The 16,002-nt window shown below is 36.9% G+C and carries 15 protein-coding genes; 1 reads left to right on the top strand and 14 read right to left on the bottom strand.

Annotated features, from left to right (window positions below; all coding sequences use genetic code 11):
* Window positions 1-27: 27 nt before the first annotated feature.
* The 14 genes from rlmN to AC6F8J_RS11950 form a co-directional block, all read right to left on the bottom strand.
* Window positions 28-1,074 (bottom strand): dual-specificity RNA methyltransferase RlmN, encoded by a 1,047-nt coding sequence (rlmN, locus tag AC6F8J_RS12015; RefSeq protein WP_500723589.1) that lies wholly within the window; start codon window positions 1,072-1,074, stop codon window positions 28-30.
* Window positions 1,064-2,398 (bottom strand): 16S rRNA (cytosine(967)-C(5))-methyltransferase RsmB, encoded by a 1,335-nt coding sequence (gene rsmB / locus AC6F8J_RS12010; RefSeq protein WP_500723588.1) that lies wholly within the window; start codon window positions 2,396-2,398, stop codon window positions 1,064-1,066. Before rsmB ends, rlmN begins: the two co-directional genes overlap by 11 nt.
* On the bottom strand, window positions 2,395-3,093 hold the full coding sequence (locus AC6F8J_RS12005) for a zinc metallopeptidase (protein ID WP_500723586.1): 699 nt from the start codon (window positions 3,091-3,093) through the stop codon (window positions 2,395-2,397). Before AC6F8J_RS12005 ends, rsmB begins: the two co-directional genes overlap by 4 nt.
* A gap of 36 nt (window positions 3,094-3,129) precedes the next feature.
* Window positions 3,130-4,074, bottom strand: coding sequence for a methionyl-tRNA formyltransferase (fmt, locus tag AC6F8J_RS12000; RefSeq protein ID WP_500723584.1), 945 nt, complete (start codon window positions 4,072-4,074; stop codon window positions 3,130-3,132).
* 7 nt (window positions 4,075-4,081) lie between these two features.
* Window positions 4,082-4,534: a peptide deformylase gene (def, locus tag AC6F8J_RS11995; protein WP_500723583.1), complete on the bottom strand. Its 453-nt coding sequence runs from the start codon at window positions 4,532-4,534 to the stop codon at window positions 4,082-4,084.
* A 25-nt stretch (window positions 4,535-4,559) separates the two neighbouring features.
* Window positions 4,560-6,803, bottom strand: a complete 2,244-nt coding sequence (priA, locus tag AC6F8J_RS11990; RefSeq protein WP_500723581.1) for a replication restart helicase PriA — start codon at window positions 6,801-6,803, stop codon at window positions 4,560-4,562.
* A gap of 93 nt (window positions 6,804-6,896) precedes the next feature.
* Window positions 6,897-7,115: a DNA-directed RNA polymerase subunit omega gene (gene rpoZ, locus AC6F8J_RS11985; protein ID WP_125135456.1), complete on the bottom strand. Its 219-nt coding sequence runs from the start codon at window positions 7,113-7,115 to the stop codon at window positions 6,897-6,899.
* A 2-nt stretch (window positions 7,116-7,117) separates the two neighbouring features.
* Window positions 7,118-7,750 carry a guanylate kinase gene (gmk, locus tag AC6F8J_RS11980; protein WP_500723579.1) on the bottom strand — a complete coding sequence of 211 codons (633 nt, stop codon included), beginning with the start codon at window positions 7,748-7,750 and terminating at the stop codon, window positions 7,118-7,120.
* A gap of 204 nt (window positions 7,751-7,954) precedes the next feature.
* Window positions 7,955-8,833, bottom strand: coding sequence for a YicC/YloC family endoribonuclease (locus AC6F8J_RS11975; protein ID WP_500723715.1), 879 nt, complete (start codon window positions 8,831-8,833; stop codon window positions 7,955-7,957).
* Window positions 8,834-8,929: 96 nt separating this feature from the next.
* Window positions 8,930-10,912: a YgiQ family radical SAM protein gene (locus AC6F8J_RS11970; protein WP_500723578.1), complete on the bottom strand. Its 1,983-nt coding sequence runs from the start codon at window positions 10,910-10,912 to the stop codon at window positions 8,930-8,932.
* A 3-nt stretch (window positions 10,913-10,915) separates the two neighbouring features.
* On the bottom strand, window positions 10,916-11,584 hold the full coding sequence (locus AC6F8J_RS11965) for an HAD-IA family hydrolase (protein WP_500723713.1): 669 nt from the start codon (window positions 11,582-11,584) through the stop codon (window positions 10,916-10,918).
* Window positions 11,585-11,595: 11 nt separating this feature from the next.
* Window positions 11,596-12,309 (bottom strand): pseudouridine synthase, encoded by a 714-nt coding sequence (locus tag AC6F8J_RS11960; RefSeq protein WP_500723576.1) that lies wholly within the window; start codon window positions 12,307-12,309, stop codon window positions 11,596-11,598.
* Window positions 12,309-13,673 carry an RsmF rRNA methyltransferase first C-terminal domain-containing protein gene (locus AC6F8J_RS11955; RefSeq protein ID WP_500723574.1) on the bottom strand — a complete coding sequence of 455 codons (1,365 nt, stop codon included), beginning with the start codon at window positions 13,671-13,673 and terminating at the stop codon, window positions 12,309-12,311. The genes AC6F8J_RS11960 and AC6F8J_RS11955 overlap by 1 nt, the downstream gene beginning before the upstream one ends.
* A 213-nt stretch (window positions 13,674-13,886) precedes the next feature.
* Window positions 13,887-14,693, bottom strand: coding sequence for a RelA/SpoT-related domain-containing protein (locus AC6F8J_RS11950; protein ID WP_500723711.1), 807 nt, complete (start codon window positions 14,691-14,693; stop codon window positions 13,887-13,889).
* 398 nt (window positions 14,694-15,091) lie between these two features.
* Between AC6F8J_RS11950 and nadA the strand changes: the two genes are divergently transcribed.
* Window positions 15,092-16,000, top strand: coding sequence for a quinolinate synthase NadA (nadA, locus tag AC6F8J_RS11945; RefSeq protein ID WP_500723572.1), 909 nt, complete (start codon window positions 15,092-15,094; stop codon window positions 15,998-16,000).
* The last annotated feature ends 2 nt before the right edge of the window (window positions 16,001-16,002 follow it).

The following is a 16,002-nucleotide window of genomic DNA, read 5'->3' as shown; positions in this document are numbered from 1 at the left end:
CAATTAAAATAATTATAAAATACATTTCTAGTCTTTCATGGTGTTAAACCTAAGTTGTCCACAAGCAGCGTCAATATCTGTCCCTAAAGACCTTCTAATTGTGGTCTCCACTTTTTTGTCTAGCAATATATCTCTAAATCTAACCACATCTTTTTGATTCGACTTTGCAAATGATTTTTCTACAACATTGTTAATGGGGATTAGATTCACATGACATTTAAACTTTCTAAACCTTAAAAGATCTGCCAAGGCACGTGCCTGCGATGGATGATCATTATGTCCGGCTATTAATGCATATTCAAAAGTAATCCTTCTACCCGTTGATGTAAAGTAGGCTTCACATGCGGTTAATAAGTCATCTATTGAATGTTTTTTGGCAATCGGCATCGTCTGTTTACGTAACTCATCATCTCCAGCATGTAAGGATATTGCCAGATTTATCTGAAGCTGTTCACCTGCTAACCGATGAATACCTTCTACCAAACCACAAGTTGAAAGCGTAATATGTCTTTGGCTGAGGTTCTTCCCTTTTTCATGGGTTATAATCTTTATAAACCCCACTACAGCTTCATAGTTATCAAGTGGTTCTCCTGTTCCCATAAGAACCACATGTGTGATGTGTTTACCAATTGCACTTTCAACAGCATAAACTTGACGCAGCATTTCACCTGTTGTTAGATTTCTTTCTAGCCCATTCAAACCTGATGCGCAGAACGTACATCCCATTCTACAGCCAGCTTGAGTTGAGATACAAACACTATTACCATAATCATAACGCATCAATACCGTTTCTATCATCTGACCATCATGCAACTTAAACAGGAATTTTGTCGTACCATCATGGTCAGATGTCTGCTTAGTGACCAACTGTATTTGCGTCAAGTAGGCATGTTCTTCTAGCTTTGCTAGTAAAACTTTAGGTAAATTGTTCATGCCCTTCCATGTAAAACAGTTTTTTTGATGTAGCCATTCAAATATTTGTATGCTTCTAAACTTCTTTTCATTGAGTGCAATTATTTTATCCGCTATAGCGTTTAGCTCCAAAGACATGATATCTGTTTTGTTATTTAACATTTTCACACTTCTTTCTGAATTTAGCAATAAAAAAACCATCCGGTCCATTAGATATGGGCATCATTGTTACCATACCTGTTTCAGAATCACTATAACGTTTTTGTATCGGCTCTAACTCAAAGTCTTCATTTTTTTCTAAAAACCAGGCTACATTATCTTGATTTTCTGCTTTTGTCACAGTACAGGTACTATAGATCAATACACCACCCGGTTTTACATAATTTTTTCCAACCATTAACATATCTTGTTGAAGTTTCTTTAGTGCTTCTATTCGTTCTATGGTTATATGCCATTTTATATCCGGTTTCTTACGAATGATTCCAAGACCTGAACAGGGTAAGTCCGCAACAACCAAATCACCCATACGAATATAATCCTGATTATGGACAGTTGCATCATTTATTGTTTCATTAATATTCTTAAGTCCTAATCTGGTGTAATTTTCACGAATCCGGTCTAGTTTTTTTTCGGATATATCAAAAGCAAAAACTTGACCCTTACCTTCTAATTTATCAGCAAAATGCATGGTTTTACCACCGGGCGCAGCACATAAGTCTATAATACATGTCATGCCTTCTTCATATCCTGCGTCAGCCACCATCATAGAGCTTTCATCCTGAACAAGAAAATGGCCTTTTTGAAAGCCATCTATTAAGTTTATTTTATCTATGTGTTCAAGGTGCATGGCTTCATCTATATATCTGCCTTCAGAGACTGTAAGACCTTCTGCTGTTAAAGCTTCTACAAGGGTTTCTTTAGAAGTGTTCGTTTTCTGAACTCTAATAGTGAGTGGTGCTTGTTCGTTACTGATACTAAGGAAGTTTTCTACCACTTCATCATCATAATCGTTTAATAGTAATTGAACAATCTCCGGTTTAAAAGAATATTTAACCGATAAGTAGGTCGAAAAATCTTCTTTACTCGGCCAAATGATTGTATCTTTTTGACGTATAAGTGATCTTAAAACACCATTGACAAAACCTGTCAAACGGTGCATTTTTCTTTTTTTAATCAGCTTAACCGCTTCATTACAAACCGCCGAATCCGGTATATTTTCCATATAGAGAAGCTGATAAACAGATAGTCTTAAAGTCAATCTAATGGCCGGTTTCATTTGATCGACTTTAATCTTACTGAATTGATTAATCACATAATCAATTCGAATTTGCTGTTCAATGGTTCCAAAAACGACTTTTTTGATAAATGCGCGATCTTGTTTACTTAAGTCCTGTTCAATAGTGAAACGCTCTAAAGCTTCGTGGACAAAAATACCTTCAAACTCAATTGTGTCTAGTATTTTCAGCACGACCCATCTCAAGTTCATCGCCTGCTACCTCTTGATAATAAGATGAATCTTATCAAGTTACCGGCTGCAACTGCTGCTGCTGCTATATAAGTTAAAGCGGCTGCATTAAGTACTTTTTTGGCAGGTATAAGTTCCTCACGGTATAGAATACCTTCGCCTTCAAGTATTTCAATTGCCCTATTTGAAGCATTTAATTCTACAGGTAAAGTAACCAAATGAAAAACCAATACAGCCGCAAACATAAGTATGGCAAACTGAAGAATATAGTAGCCAATACCAATACCTGATCCTGTAAAATAGCCAAGCATTAATCCGGCAAAGGCAAGTGGCATTGCTGTGCTATTGGCTACATTAACAACAGGAACAATGGTTTGTCTTAACTTTAGAAAAGCATAGCCATCATAATCTTGTATTGCATGTCCACATTCATGGGCTGCAATACCTATAGCTGCCAATGATTTGTTTTCATAAACACCTGAGGAAAGCCTAAGTACACGCGCCTTCGGATCGTAATGATCTGTTAGTACACCCTTGATTGGTTCTACCTTGACATCGTCGACACCATGACGTTCCAATATGCGCCTTGCTACATCTGCACCTGTTAACCCATTAATATTGGTGGTTTTACTGTATTTCTCATAAGTTGACTTCACTTTAGATTGGGCATACATGGCAAGTAGCAGTGGCGGTATTATATAAATAAAAAAACTCATATCTCCAAAATACATATTATCACACTTCTTTCTAATTTAATCAACATTTCGACACAGTTCCTGTCCAATCCGAATCTGATGACCTCTCAGAAAATCCGGTGTGGACATCCTTTTTTTACCTTGTAATTGAAGGCTTTTTATCAATAAGCCCCCTTCTTTACATTTAACTACAAAACCTTCTTGCCTAATTTCACATATAGATCCACAAGGGATATCCAATCTGTTACATGCTACAACATCACTTTCCCATATTTTAAGGAGTTTACCTTCATAATAGGTAAATGCACTTGGCCAAGGGTTTAACCCTCTAACCAAACGTTCAATTCTATCCGACGACTGATGCCAGTCAATATTACCCATCTCTTTATCTAACATGGGTGCATAAGTCGAAAGCGCATTGTTTTGAGGTTGCCGAATAAGACGTTGATCTATTAGGGCTTCAATGGTCTTAAGTATTAAAGGACCCCCAATAAACGATAGTTTGTCGTGTAAACTGCCACCTGTTTCCTTTGGTTCAATTTCCACAGTTTCTTTAAGTAACATATCACCTGTATCTAAGCCAACATCCATATACATAGTGGTAACGCCTGTCGTCGCTTCACCATGAATGATGGCCCACTGTATCGGACCCGCACCTCTATACTTAGGTAATAAAGATGCATGTATATTGATGCATCCATATTTTGGCAATTCCAAAAAAGCTTTGGGTAAGATTTGACCAAAGGCAATCACCACTGCCAAATCCGGTTCTAATGCCTGTATAACTTCCATAAAATCCGGATTTTTAACCGTATTTGGTTGATAAACTGGTATCTCGTTTTCTAAAGCCATCACCTTCACAGGTGGATATATAATTTGTTTTCCCCGTCCCTTAGGTTTGTCCGGTTGGGTTACAACACCTATGATTTCATGTTCGGAAGCAATAAGGTATTCCAAAGTAGGGACTGAAAAATCCGGCGTTCCCATAAATAGTATTCGCATAATTCTCCTATATTTCCTCAATGTTTTCTGCTTTATCTGTATATAATATACCTTCTAGGTGATCATACTCATGACAGATGGCTCGTGCTAGAAAAGCTTCCGCTTCCATTTCAAATTCTGTACCCTCAATATTCATTGCTTTCACTTTTATCTTATAAGGCCTAAGTACATCACCTTGTTTCCCCGGAACACTCAAACAGCCTTCTAAGCCATATTGCTCCCCTTCTAATCCTTCTATAACCGGATTAATGAAAGTAATAGGGCCATCACCAATATCCACAATAAAAAGCCTTCTTAGAACACCAACTTGTGGTGCTGCTAGACCAACACCTTGACTTTCATACATGGTCTCAATCATATCTTCAACGAGTTCTTTGATGCGTTCTGTTATTTCATCAACCGTTTTTGACTTCTTTCTGAGAATATCGTCTCCGTCTATTCTTAGTTTTCTTAGGGCCATAATATGCCTCCTTCTAATAAGTATGTCAATATGACATCATCGGGTTCAGATCAATCTGCATATGACTTATATGCTTGAGATCTTCTTGTTCATTTATATTATATAGATGATTGGCCAGTGCCGTCAATGCTTTATATGAATCTGCTTTGATGTAAATGACCCATCTGAAGTTGTTTCTGATTTTTGACAACGTTGCAGGTGAAGGCCCAAGAATTTCTACTGCTTTGTTATCTTCATAGCTACTTAAACGTTCTTTAATTCTATGACAAAGTTGAATTAAGTATTTTTCATCTGTTGAAATAATCAAAACACTCATCATTTCTTTAAAAGGTGCATAGCCCATCAACTTTCTATATTGAATCTCATTACTATAAAAATGCTTATAGTCCTGATTTTTTGCGCTGACGATACTATAATGATCTGGGGTATAGGTTTGGATAATTGCTCTACCGGCTTTGTCACCACGACCGGATCTTCCTATTACTTGAGTTACAAGTTGAAATGTCTTTTCACTGGCACGAAAGTCATTCACGTACAAAGACATATCTGCTGCCATAACACCGACTAATGTTACATTTTTAAAATGATGACCTTTGGCCACCATCTGTGTTCCAATAAGTATATCTGCTTCTTTGGCCTCAAATGCATCTAATATTCTTTTATGTCCGTCCTTGCCGGTGGTGGTGTCATAATCCATACGTAAGGCTTTTGCTTTAGGAAATATTTCTTTGATATAAGCTTCCACTTTTTGCGTTCCAATACCAAAGGCTTTTACATGCTTAGAACCACAACTGGGACAGATTTGAACCATTGGTGTACTTTCATTACAATAGTGACACTGTAGTCTATGATTGTACTTATGATAATTGTAAGCAACATCACAATGATTACATTTAAGGACATGTCCGCATAGCCTACAGGATACAAAATTCGAATGGCCTCTACGGTTCAAAAATAAAATGATTTGTTCTTTTTTTTCAAGTGTCGATTTTATGGCTTCATAAAGTTCACAGCTCAAAATACTGGTGTTGCCTTTTTCTAATTCTTTACGCATATCCACCGTTTCAACCCTAAGCGGTGAAAGTGCCACAGCTTTTTGTTCCAGTTCAATAAGTGTATATTTTTCTGTTATAGCTTTATAATAGCTTTCCACTAAGGGTGTGGCTGAACCTAATATAACCGGACACATATGGTATCTAGCTCTATAGATTGCGACTTCTCTTGCATGGTATTTAGGCGGCATTTCTGATTTGTAGGAGGTTTCATGTTCTTCATCTAGAATAATGAGGCCGATTTTTTCAAAAGGTGCAAATATAGCCGATCTTGGTCCTATCATGATTTTTAGACGGCCTTCTTTTGCTAGACGCCATTGATCAAAACGTTCACCTTCTGACAGTCTGGAATGCATGACGCCTACCACTTCCCCAAAACGTTCAACAAACCTTTTAACCATAAGGGGGGTTAAAGCTATTTCCGGTATCATTACGATGGCTGATTGACCCATAGCAAGCACTCGTTCAATTGCCTGCATGTAGACCTCTGTTTTGCCACTTCCTGTTATTCCATGAAGTAAATAAACCTTGTTTTCCTTTTGTTGTATGCTATTTATAATACTTGTAAGTGCCTTGTCTTGTTCCTTATTAGGTGATAGGTTTATACTGGTCTCATATGCCTCCAAATCATATGGCATACGTATCCGTATATTTTCTTCTAGTTCAAGAATGCGATGTTTAACCATCGTTATTATAATGCCACGCGTTACATCTGCTTCTTTCATGATTTCTTTTAAGGACACGTGAGGCTTTACTAATAAAACTTCTAGTGCTCTTACTCTAGGTTCATATGTTTTTTTACCTTTAAGTGTTCTAATCATGTCCATGAGTTGATCCTGATCAATCAAAGACCGCACCCATTTCTCTTCTTTTTTACGAACATTGGGTCTTGACGGTAATAACGCGCTAAGGGCTGCTTGCATCGTTGAAACATATCTATTCTTCATAAAAACGGCTAGATTTAATAATTCAGACTCAATACCTACCTCTTCATACGCTTTAATAATATACTTCACTTTTTCAGGGTCAAAATCGATTTTCTCACAAAATCCAAGAATATAACCTCTTATGATGCGATTGCCTGCACCAAAAGGAATCTCTACGACAGATCCTATCCTAAGATTTGGCCTTAACACCTCAGGTACCCCGTATGTAAAGATTCTATCTAGGCTTTTTACAGATATGCTTATTATGATTTGGGCATATTTTTGCGTCATATCTCTATTCCTTAATTGCAATAAGTGGTCCAATCCTAAACACTGATTGACCACTTATATTGGATTTCTTTTAGGATTCAAGTAAGTTGTTGATTAAAGAGAATCGATATCGATTGTGCCTTCATACAATTCGTTCACCGCATAAGACAATGGTTTTGGATAGGATTTATTTACCCTAGGTTCAGCACCGTCAATGATTTGTCTAGCACGTTTAGATGTTGCAATTACAATTGAATAACGGCTTTTAAGTGTGATATCGTCATTTCTGTCATTAATTCTTTCCATTAGATCTGAGTAAGATGGATGTAACATAGTTATTCTCCTTTCAACACTTCATTGAATTGACTCTCAAGAACCTGTTCGATACCGCCATAATGGGCCGCATGATGTTGTTGTGCGACCACAATACTATGTACGATTTCAGCACATGCTTCAAGAACGTCATTTTCAACGATATAATCATAGTCTTTAATGTAGGCTGTCTCTTCTTCGGCACGTTTAAGCCTTTTGATGATCACATCCATAGATTCCGTACCCCTTCCAACAAGTCTCTCTTTAAGCTCCTTGATGGAAGGAGGAACGATAAATATCATAACGGCACCCGGATATTGTTTTCTGACTTTCATGGCACCCTGTAGTTCAATCTCCAAAATGATATTTTTACCTGCTTCAAGTTGTTCAAACACATATTTTTTGGGGGTACCATAGTAATTATTCACATAGGTTGCCCATTCTAATAGTTCATCATTCTCTATCATTTGTTCGAAGATTGGCTTCGATAGAAAATAATAACTTTCACCTTCAACTTCTCCGTTTCTAGGTGCTCTCGTTGTGGCTGACACCGACAAAGAATAGTTTTCCTTCGTTTCTAATAATCTCTTTACAACGGTTCCTTTTCCGGCACCAGAAAATCCCGAAATAACCGTTAAAACTCCTGGCTTATACATGACCCACCATTATTCCTTTTTCTAGTTGTATGATTCTGTGATTGGTTAAAATTCAACTAAATAGTTTTAACCCTTAACCATTTATGGTTAATGATTATAACTAAGTTTCATTACTTTCACCTTCAACATATAGATTACCTTGATACATTCGTAACTATATATCGAATGTGAAAATTCAACTAAATAGTTTTAACCCTTAACCATTTACTCAATGTTTTGAATCTGTTCTCTGATTTTCTCAATATCCGTTTTCAACTCTAGAGCATGACCGGATATTAGTAAACTATTGGCCTTAGATAATATGGTATTGGCTTCTCGGTTCATTTCCTGTGTGAGAAAATCCATCTTTCTGCCAATGGGTTGGTCTGACTCGAGGGTTTTTTCCATATGCTCAATATGACTTCTTAAGCGTACAATTTCTTCATCAATACAACAACGATCAGCGAATAGTGCAACCTCAACAGCTAACCTAGCTTCATCAACAGCTGCATTCGATAACAGTTCTAAAATGCGTGCCTCCAACTTGATTTGATAATCCTTAACCACTGTTGGCGATTCTTTCTCAATATGATAAAGTGCATCTTTCATGGCTGTCATTTTAAGAAGAATATCTTTCTTAAGTAATTCGCCTTCTACTTGTCTTGTCTCAACCATCTTTTCAATGGCTAAATCAAGGGCTTCTTTTAGTATGCCCCATAGAAGATTCTCATCATCTTGTTGTTCTTCTAATACAAAAACATCGGGGTATCTTGATATATGAGATACTTTTATATCATTTTCAAGGTTATATTGATCACTTATATATTGGAAATAGGTTAAATACTCTTCCGTTAGAGCTTCATTGAACCGGATACTCTCTTGCTTTGCTGAATTGTCCTCATAAGTTAAATAGACATCTATCTTTCCTCTAGACAACTTCTTTTTGGTATAGATTTTAATGTCATTTTCCAAAAAATTCAGCTTTCTTGGTAGACGAACATTTACGTCGCAGTATCTATGATTGACGGATTTCATCTCTACAATCATCTTTCTTTGATCTTTGACATGTTCACCTCGACCAAATCCAGTCATACTGTTGATCATTTTCATCACTCTTTCTCATCGTTTTCTATGTACATCCATAATTATAGGATTCTTTAGTACACTGTATTATAACTTAAACCGCTTAAAGTGTCAAAACTACTTTTTCTTCTTGTGCACATTCCGTATTGTTTTTCTTTTTTGCTTCGGTCCCGTTTTGGTTTGCCCCTTAGAATCATTCTTAAGATGATGCTTAACATTACTTTTTGGTCTATCTTTTTTATCCAATCCGTCTTTTACCTGCTTAGGTGCACTATGGGGTTGATTTTGGTTCTGTCTTGATTTGCCACTGTTTTGTCTAGGCCGTATTAAGCAGTCACGATCAAAACCAATAAGATCTTCTCTTCCTGCTAATAGAAGTGCTTCTTTAACCAACTCATAATTTTGCGGTTTTTTATATTGAATCAAAGCTCTTTGCATAGCCTTTTCCTTCGCCTTTTTAGGTACAAAAACAGGCTTCATCGTTCTCGGGTCCAATCCTGTATAATACATAGTGGTTGAAGCTGTTGCCGGTGTTGGATAAAAATCTTGTACCTGCTGAGGCTGGTGGCCAATGTCTCTTAAATATAGAGCCAGTTTTATTGCGCTTTGTAAAGTGGACCCGGGATGGGAAGACATTAAGTAAGGTACAAGAAATTGCTTTTTCTCTAACGCCTCATTCTTGTTTTCATAACGTTTGCTAAAACGATCATATATCGCGTGATCCGGCTTCCCCATATAGCTTAGTGCTTCATGATCAACATGCTCTGGCGCCACTTTAAGTTGACCACTAATATGATGTTCACAAAGCTCATTAAAAAATGTAGGGTCTTTATCATACATGAGATAATCAAACCGAATACCGGATCGTACAAATACCTTCTTCACTTTTGGGATGCTACGTAGTTTTCTTAAAATCTGTACATATTCTGTATGGTCCACATCTAGATTTTCACATTTCTCTGGAAACAGACATTGCTTCTCTTTACATACACCATATTTGAGTTGTTTCTGACAGGAGGGCTTTCTGAAATTCGCTGTCGGTCCGCCAACGTCATGAATATAGCCTTTAAAGTCTTTGTCTTCAACAAAGCTTTCTGCTTCTCTAATAATTGATTTTGGCGATCTGGCCTGCATGACTCTCCCTTGATGAAAAGTCAATGCACAGAAATTACAAGCACCATAACACCCTCTATTGCTAATTATGCTGAATTTCACTTCCTTAATAGCCGATATGCCACCTAAGGCTTCATAACTTGGATGATATGTTCTTTCATAGTTCAACCCATAGATACTGTCAAACGCGCTTTCAGTTAGAGGCGCCTGAGGTGGTAATTGTACGATATACTCCCGATCACCATAAGTTTCTACAAGCGTTTTCCCTGTTATGGCATCTGTATTTTGAGATTGGAGTAAAAAACTTTTTGCATAAGCTTCTTTTGAGGTTTTAATGCTCTTAAATGTAGGCAATATAATTTTATCATAAACCCCTTCAAGATTTGTCACCCTATAACAGGTACCTTTTACAAAAGTTATGTCTTTTATATGAATACCCGATTCAAGGGCTTGCCCTACTTGAACAATACTTTCTTCAGCCATGCCATACAAAAGTAAATCCGCCTGACTGTCTAAGAGTATAGACCGCCTAACTTGATCACTCCAATAATCATAATGACCCATACGTCTAAGAGATGCTTCAATACCACCAATAATAATAGGCACATCCCCAAAGGCTTGTCTAATCAGGTTCCCATATACAATGGTTGCTCTATCCGGTCTTTTCCCTGCGACATTACCTGGTGTATAGACATCTTCTTTTCGTCTTTTCTTCGTTACAGAGTAGTGGTTCACCATAGAATCAATATTCCCACCGGTTACCAAAAAGGCATGACTTGGAATACCAAGTCTCATAATATCATCATGCTTTCTCCAGTCCGGTTGAGCAATAATACCGACAGTAAAGCCTTCTCTTTCAAGTACTCTTGCTATAATAGCTGCACCAAAAGAAGGGTGGTCCACATAAGCATCACCCGTTACTAAAATGAAATCCAATTGATGAATGCCACGTTGTTCCATATCCGCTTTTGAAATCGGTAAAAACATAGGTCAAGCCTCATTCCTAATCACTTGCATCACATCCGTATAACCATTCACATAATAATCTGCCAATCTTATTTTTTCGTCCGTCATATTTTTGGAAAAATCATCATAAATGGCACACACTTTCATACCTGCATTTTTTGCGGCCATAATACCCATCGGCACATCTTCAAAAACCAAACATTCCTCAGGTAGAACCATCAAGTCTTTGGCAACTTGCAGATAGATATCCGGACTTGGCTTACCTTTTGCTACTTCACAGCTGGTACGTACGCTGTGAAAAAAATGATTGATGTTGAATTTGTTCATAACCAATGAAACCAGCTCTTTGGAGTTACTTGTACCTATGCCTGTTTTAAATCCATGATGCTTCAAATGACTTAAGAATAGACTTGCGTCTTCTTTTAAAGTCACCTTTTCAGTGTAATAGGACCATGCCATCTTATTCCATTCACCTTTAATGGTTTCAACTGAATCCAAAAGATTAAATCTTTTTTTGAAATACGCCGCGGTTTCACTGAAGCTCATACCTTCAATATCACTTTGAAGATCATCTGGTAATGACAATCCAAACCGCTCTAGATATTCCATATCAATCCTTTTCCATAACCACATGGAATCAATCAATGTTCCATCCATATCAAATATGACTGCTTTTATATTTTTTAACATAATTCTCCTTGTTTTTAGAAAGTCTCGAGTGCTTGTACTTCGTCTTCACGAAGTTCTCTATAACTACCCAGTTTAAGATTTGGGTCTAGACTCAATCCTCCCATTTGTATTCTTTTTAGATATACAACTTCTTTATCAACGGATTCAAACATACGCTTCACCTGATGGAATTTTCCTTCATGTATGGTAATATAGACCTCTGATACTTCACCGGCACTTATAATTTCCAGTTTTGCCGGCATGGTCTTATAACCATCATCCAGTGTCACGCCTACTAGAAATAGTTTGCAATCAGCCAAAGTAACACAACCTTTGATTCTTGCATAATAGACTTTTGGAACGTGTTTCTTAGGTGATAATAAGCGATGTGCCAATTGGCCGTCATTGGTTAGAATCAAAAGTCCTTCTGTATCTTTATCCAATCGACCAATAGGAAATAAGTCTTTCTTTCTCTTGTGGTTTACGAGGTCCAGCACCGTTTTATCTTTTGTGTCCTGGGTAGCTGTAATATAACCGGCCGGCTTGTTTAACATCATGTACACATTGATAGCATACCCTATTGTTTTGCTATAAACCATGACGTGATCCTTGTCTTCAGCCACTTTATAATCTATGGTCTTGACAACTTCCCGATTCACCATAACTTTGCCGTATTGGATTAACTTCTTAACTTCTCGTCTCGTGCCAACTCCCATATTGCTTAAATACTTATCTAAACGCATGGACATTATAACCATCTCCAACTTGCTTCAATCTTATTTTTTAACTTATGATTAACCACTTTGCCCCATCCCATGCTATAGACATCGACACAGATGAGATACCAACCGTTCTCTACATCTATCGACAATGTTTCACCTTTCAGATACCTTGTTACATTAATATCATCATGCCTTAACATAATCTTGTTTCTGACTTGATCCGGTTTAAGTGCACTGGCAAAAGCTTGCGAAGGTTCAAATCTTTTTTTTTGATAGGTACCAAGTAACCAACCACTAGAAAAAACTCTAAGCCCTTGGGTCTTTGGTGCCTCTTTAGGCATGCAAAATATCTTATCAACATGTTGATGTAAGGTATCTATTATACCTTCTTCCAGTTCGTAACCGATGGATTCTGCAAAATTCAAAAAAGCAGCTTTAGCCTCTTGATGAATAGAGGACTGAAAAACATGAACATTCGATTCTATGTACACATCTTTCTTTATCATTTTTGCGACAAAATGTCCTTCACCTTCATTCAAATGGGGCCATAGTCTTTTTGTTCTATTAAGACAAGCATCTGAAGTGTTTATAGAAAAACCATCTGACACAGGCAAAATACGATTCAATTCTAATAATTCATACTGCGGGTATTCCTTTAAGAAGGCCGCAATCATATACTCATTTTCTTTCATATTAAAGGTACAGGTAGAATAGGTTAAGGTCCCACCATTTTTCAGTAACCTATGTGCTGAAGCTAAGATGCTTTTTTGTATAGGGACAAAATCATCCGGCCCGCTCTCTTCCCAGCTCTTAATCAATTTAGGGTCTTTACGAAACATACCTTCACCTGAACAAGGCGCATCTACCAGTACTTTATCAAAATAACTTGGCCAAGCTCTAGCCAAGACCTTAGGATCTTCACTTGTGACGACACAATTTCTTATACCACTAATTTGTATATTTTTACTTAGATGCCTCACCCTTGAAGGACTGATGTCATTTGAGACAATTAGGCCACGATTATCCATCATACCGGCAATATGAGTCGTTTTACCTCCGGGAGCAGCACATAAGTCTATGATTTTATCTCCTGGCTTAGCATCTACCGCCGTACCTACCATCATCGCACTGGGTTCCTGAATATAATAACAGCCCGCCATATAATAAGCATCTTTGCCTGGACGTTCCTCTTCTTGATAGTAATAGCCTTCATGGCACCAAGGTATTTTTCTAAGCTCAAAGGCCATCTTATCAGGAAAATCTGCTCTTACCTTCAAAGGATTAACCCTCAAACCAAAATGTCTAGGTTGATTATAGGCATCTATAAAATCGAAATATTTGTCTTGCAGCAGCAATCGCATTTCTTTTTCAAATAATAAAGGTAAATCCATCCTAAACCTCACTCATGACCACGCCATTCATATCAGCGCATAGTCTGATTTATCATATCATGGGATGTAGAAATAAACAACACAAAAAATACCATTATTGGCTTTCTTCTCTTCTTTAAATGTGCAAAAAGCAGTAAGTATTCATTAATCAGTTAATCCTATCGGACATCGGATTTAAATAAATACTTACTGCTTACAATAACTTTTATCTCTTTAATTCAAGCTCTGAGCCCTATAAGTCTCAGCTACAATATCCAGCCTCTTATTAAACTCTGTCAACTCCTCAATAACACCGGATTCCCATAAACGATAAAACTCATCTTGAATATGTTGAATTTCTAGATCATCCTTTGCCACACTACTAATATTCTGCACATTATTAAGAATATCTGCAATAATACCAGACTTATATTGAAAAGAATTCTGAGCATCCAGAACTTCTGTACGAATTTTAGACATTTCATTATCTAAGTTATGAGCCGCCTCAGCTGCAGCCACCAATCGATTTCTAATCTCTATCGGTATATTATGCTTATATTTATATTTTAGAGAATGCTCAATCGTCGCCCAAAAATTCATAGCTAAAGTACGGATTTGGATTTCTGCCTGTATACGCTTCTCACCCAAAGCAGTGTGAACATCATAGTAGATAATCATATGATAGCTTCTATACCCACTGGACTTCGTATGGGTCACATAATCTTTTTCATACTTAATAATTATGTCCCTCCTACTTTTAATAAGATCCACTACCTTATCAATATCTTCAACGAATTGACAAATAATTCTAACCCCTGCAATATCTTCAATCTGATTTTCAATATCGCTTAGTGCAATGCCTTTTTTCTTAGCTTTTTCCAGAATGCTAGAAATCTTTTTAACCCTAACAGCAACAAATTCAATTGGTGAATATTGGCTTAATTTATGATATTCATTCACAATACTTTCAAACTTTATCTGCATTTCTTGTACCGCTTGCTGATACGGAATTAAAAATTCCCGCCACATTTGGGTCTCCAATACCATCACTCCAATCCTGTTTAACTTTTGTTAAAGTGTCAAAACGAAGTCATTCATAAGTTTATATAAAAAACACATGAAAGTTAAACTATATAGTTTTGACGCCTTAACCACGTTTTTCGTAGTATTACCTTTTGTTAAATGTTTAAATAGATTATGATTTGCATTCATTATAACATAAAATATAACATTTATTAATGATATTATTCATTTTTTTTGTATATAATTACTTAAACTGTTAAAGTGTCCATGTCAAACACGTAAGTATTTCTTTTCCTAGCATGTTGAGCTCGTTGCTAATAGGGTTTCTATAGCTTCCTTTTGACACTTGAACCCTCTTTGTGATATACTTCTCCTAAATAATGTCAAGACACATGCTAAATTGGAGAGGAATAACCATGTCTCAAGAACTCATATCAAAAATTCATCATTTAAAAGCTGAAAAAAACGCAACCATCATTGCCCACTTTTACCAGTCACCTGAAATACAGGATTTGGCTGATTTTGTGGGTGATTCTTTGGCTATGGCCAAATACGGTAAAGATGTTGATGCCGATTGCCTTGTCGTTTGCGGTGTAAAATTCATGGCTGAAACTGCCAAAATTCTATCTCCTGATAAGAGGGTACTTCTACCCAATCAAGACGCAGGATGCCCTATGGCAGACATGGTTGATGCCAAGTCGCTATCTATGCATAAGAAAAGACATCCTAACCATTATATTGTATCTTATGTCAATACTTCAGCAGATGTTAAAGCTTTAACAGATATTTGCGTCACCTCATCTAATGCTTTGCATATCATCCGACAACTGGACCAGAAAGAAATACTTTTTTTACCGGACAAAAATCTTGGTCACTATATTAATACACAACTACCTGGTCAGCAAATGCATTTGTGGCCCGGGTTTTGTAGAACCCATGACCGTTTGAAGCTTGAAGATGTCATGTCTATGAAAGTTCTTTATCCAAGTGCCGAAGTTCTAGTTCATCCCGAATGCGATCCAAGTATAGTTGAATTAGCTGATTTCGTCGGTTCTACGGCTGGCATCATTCATCGCGCTAGCGCCTCATCAGCCAGATCTTTTATCATTTGTACTGAAGAAGGTGTTTTACACCGTCTGAAGCAAAACGAACCTGAAAAAGCATTTTACCTAGCATCTGGTAAATTATTATGTCAGAATATGAAAAAAACTAAATTGGAAGACATTTATCGTTCTTTACTTAACAATAGTTCTGAAATGATTATCGATAAAGCAACACGATTGGCCGCTTATAATGCCTTAGATCAAATGCTGGCACTCAGTTAGAA

Source organism: Petrocella sp. (genome assembly GCF_059865615.1).
The sequence above is the reverse complement of the archived record's forward strand: the minus strand, read 5'-3'. Positions and strand labels throughout refer to the sequence as shown.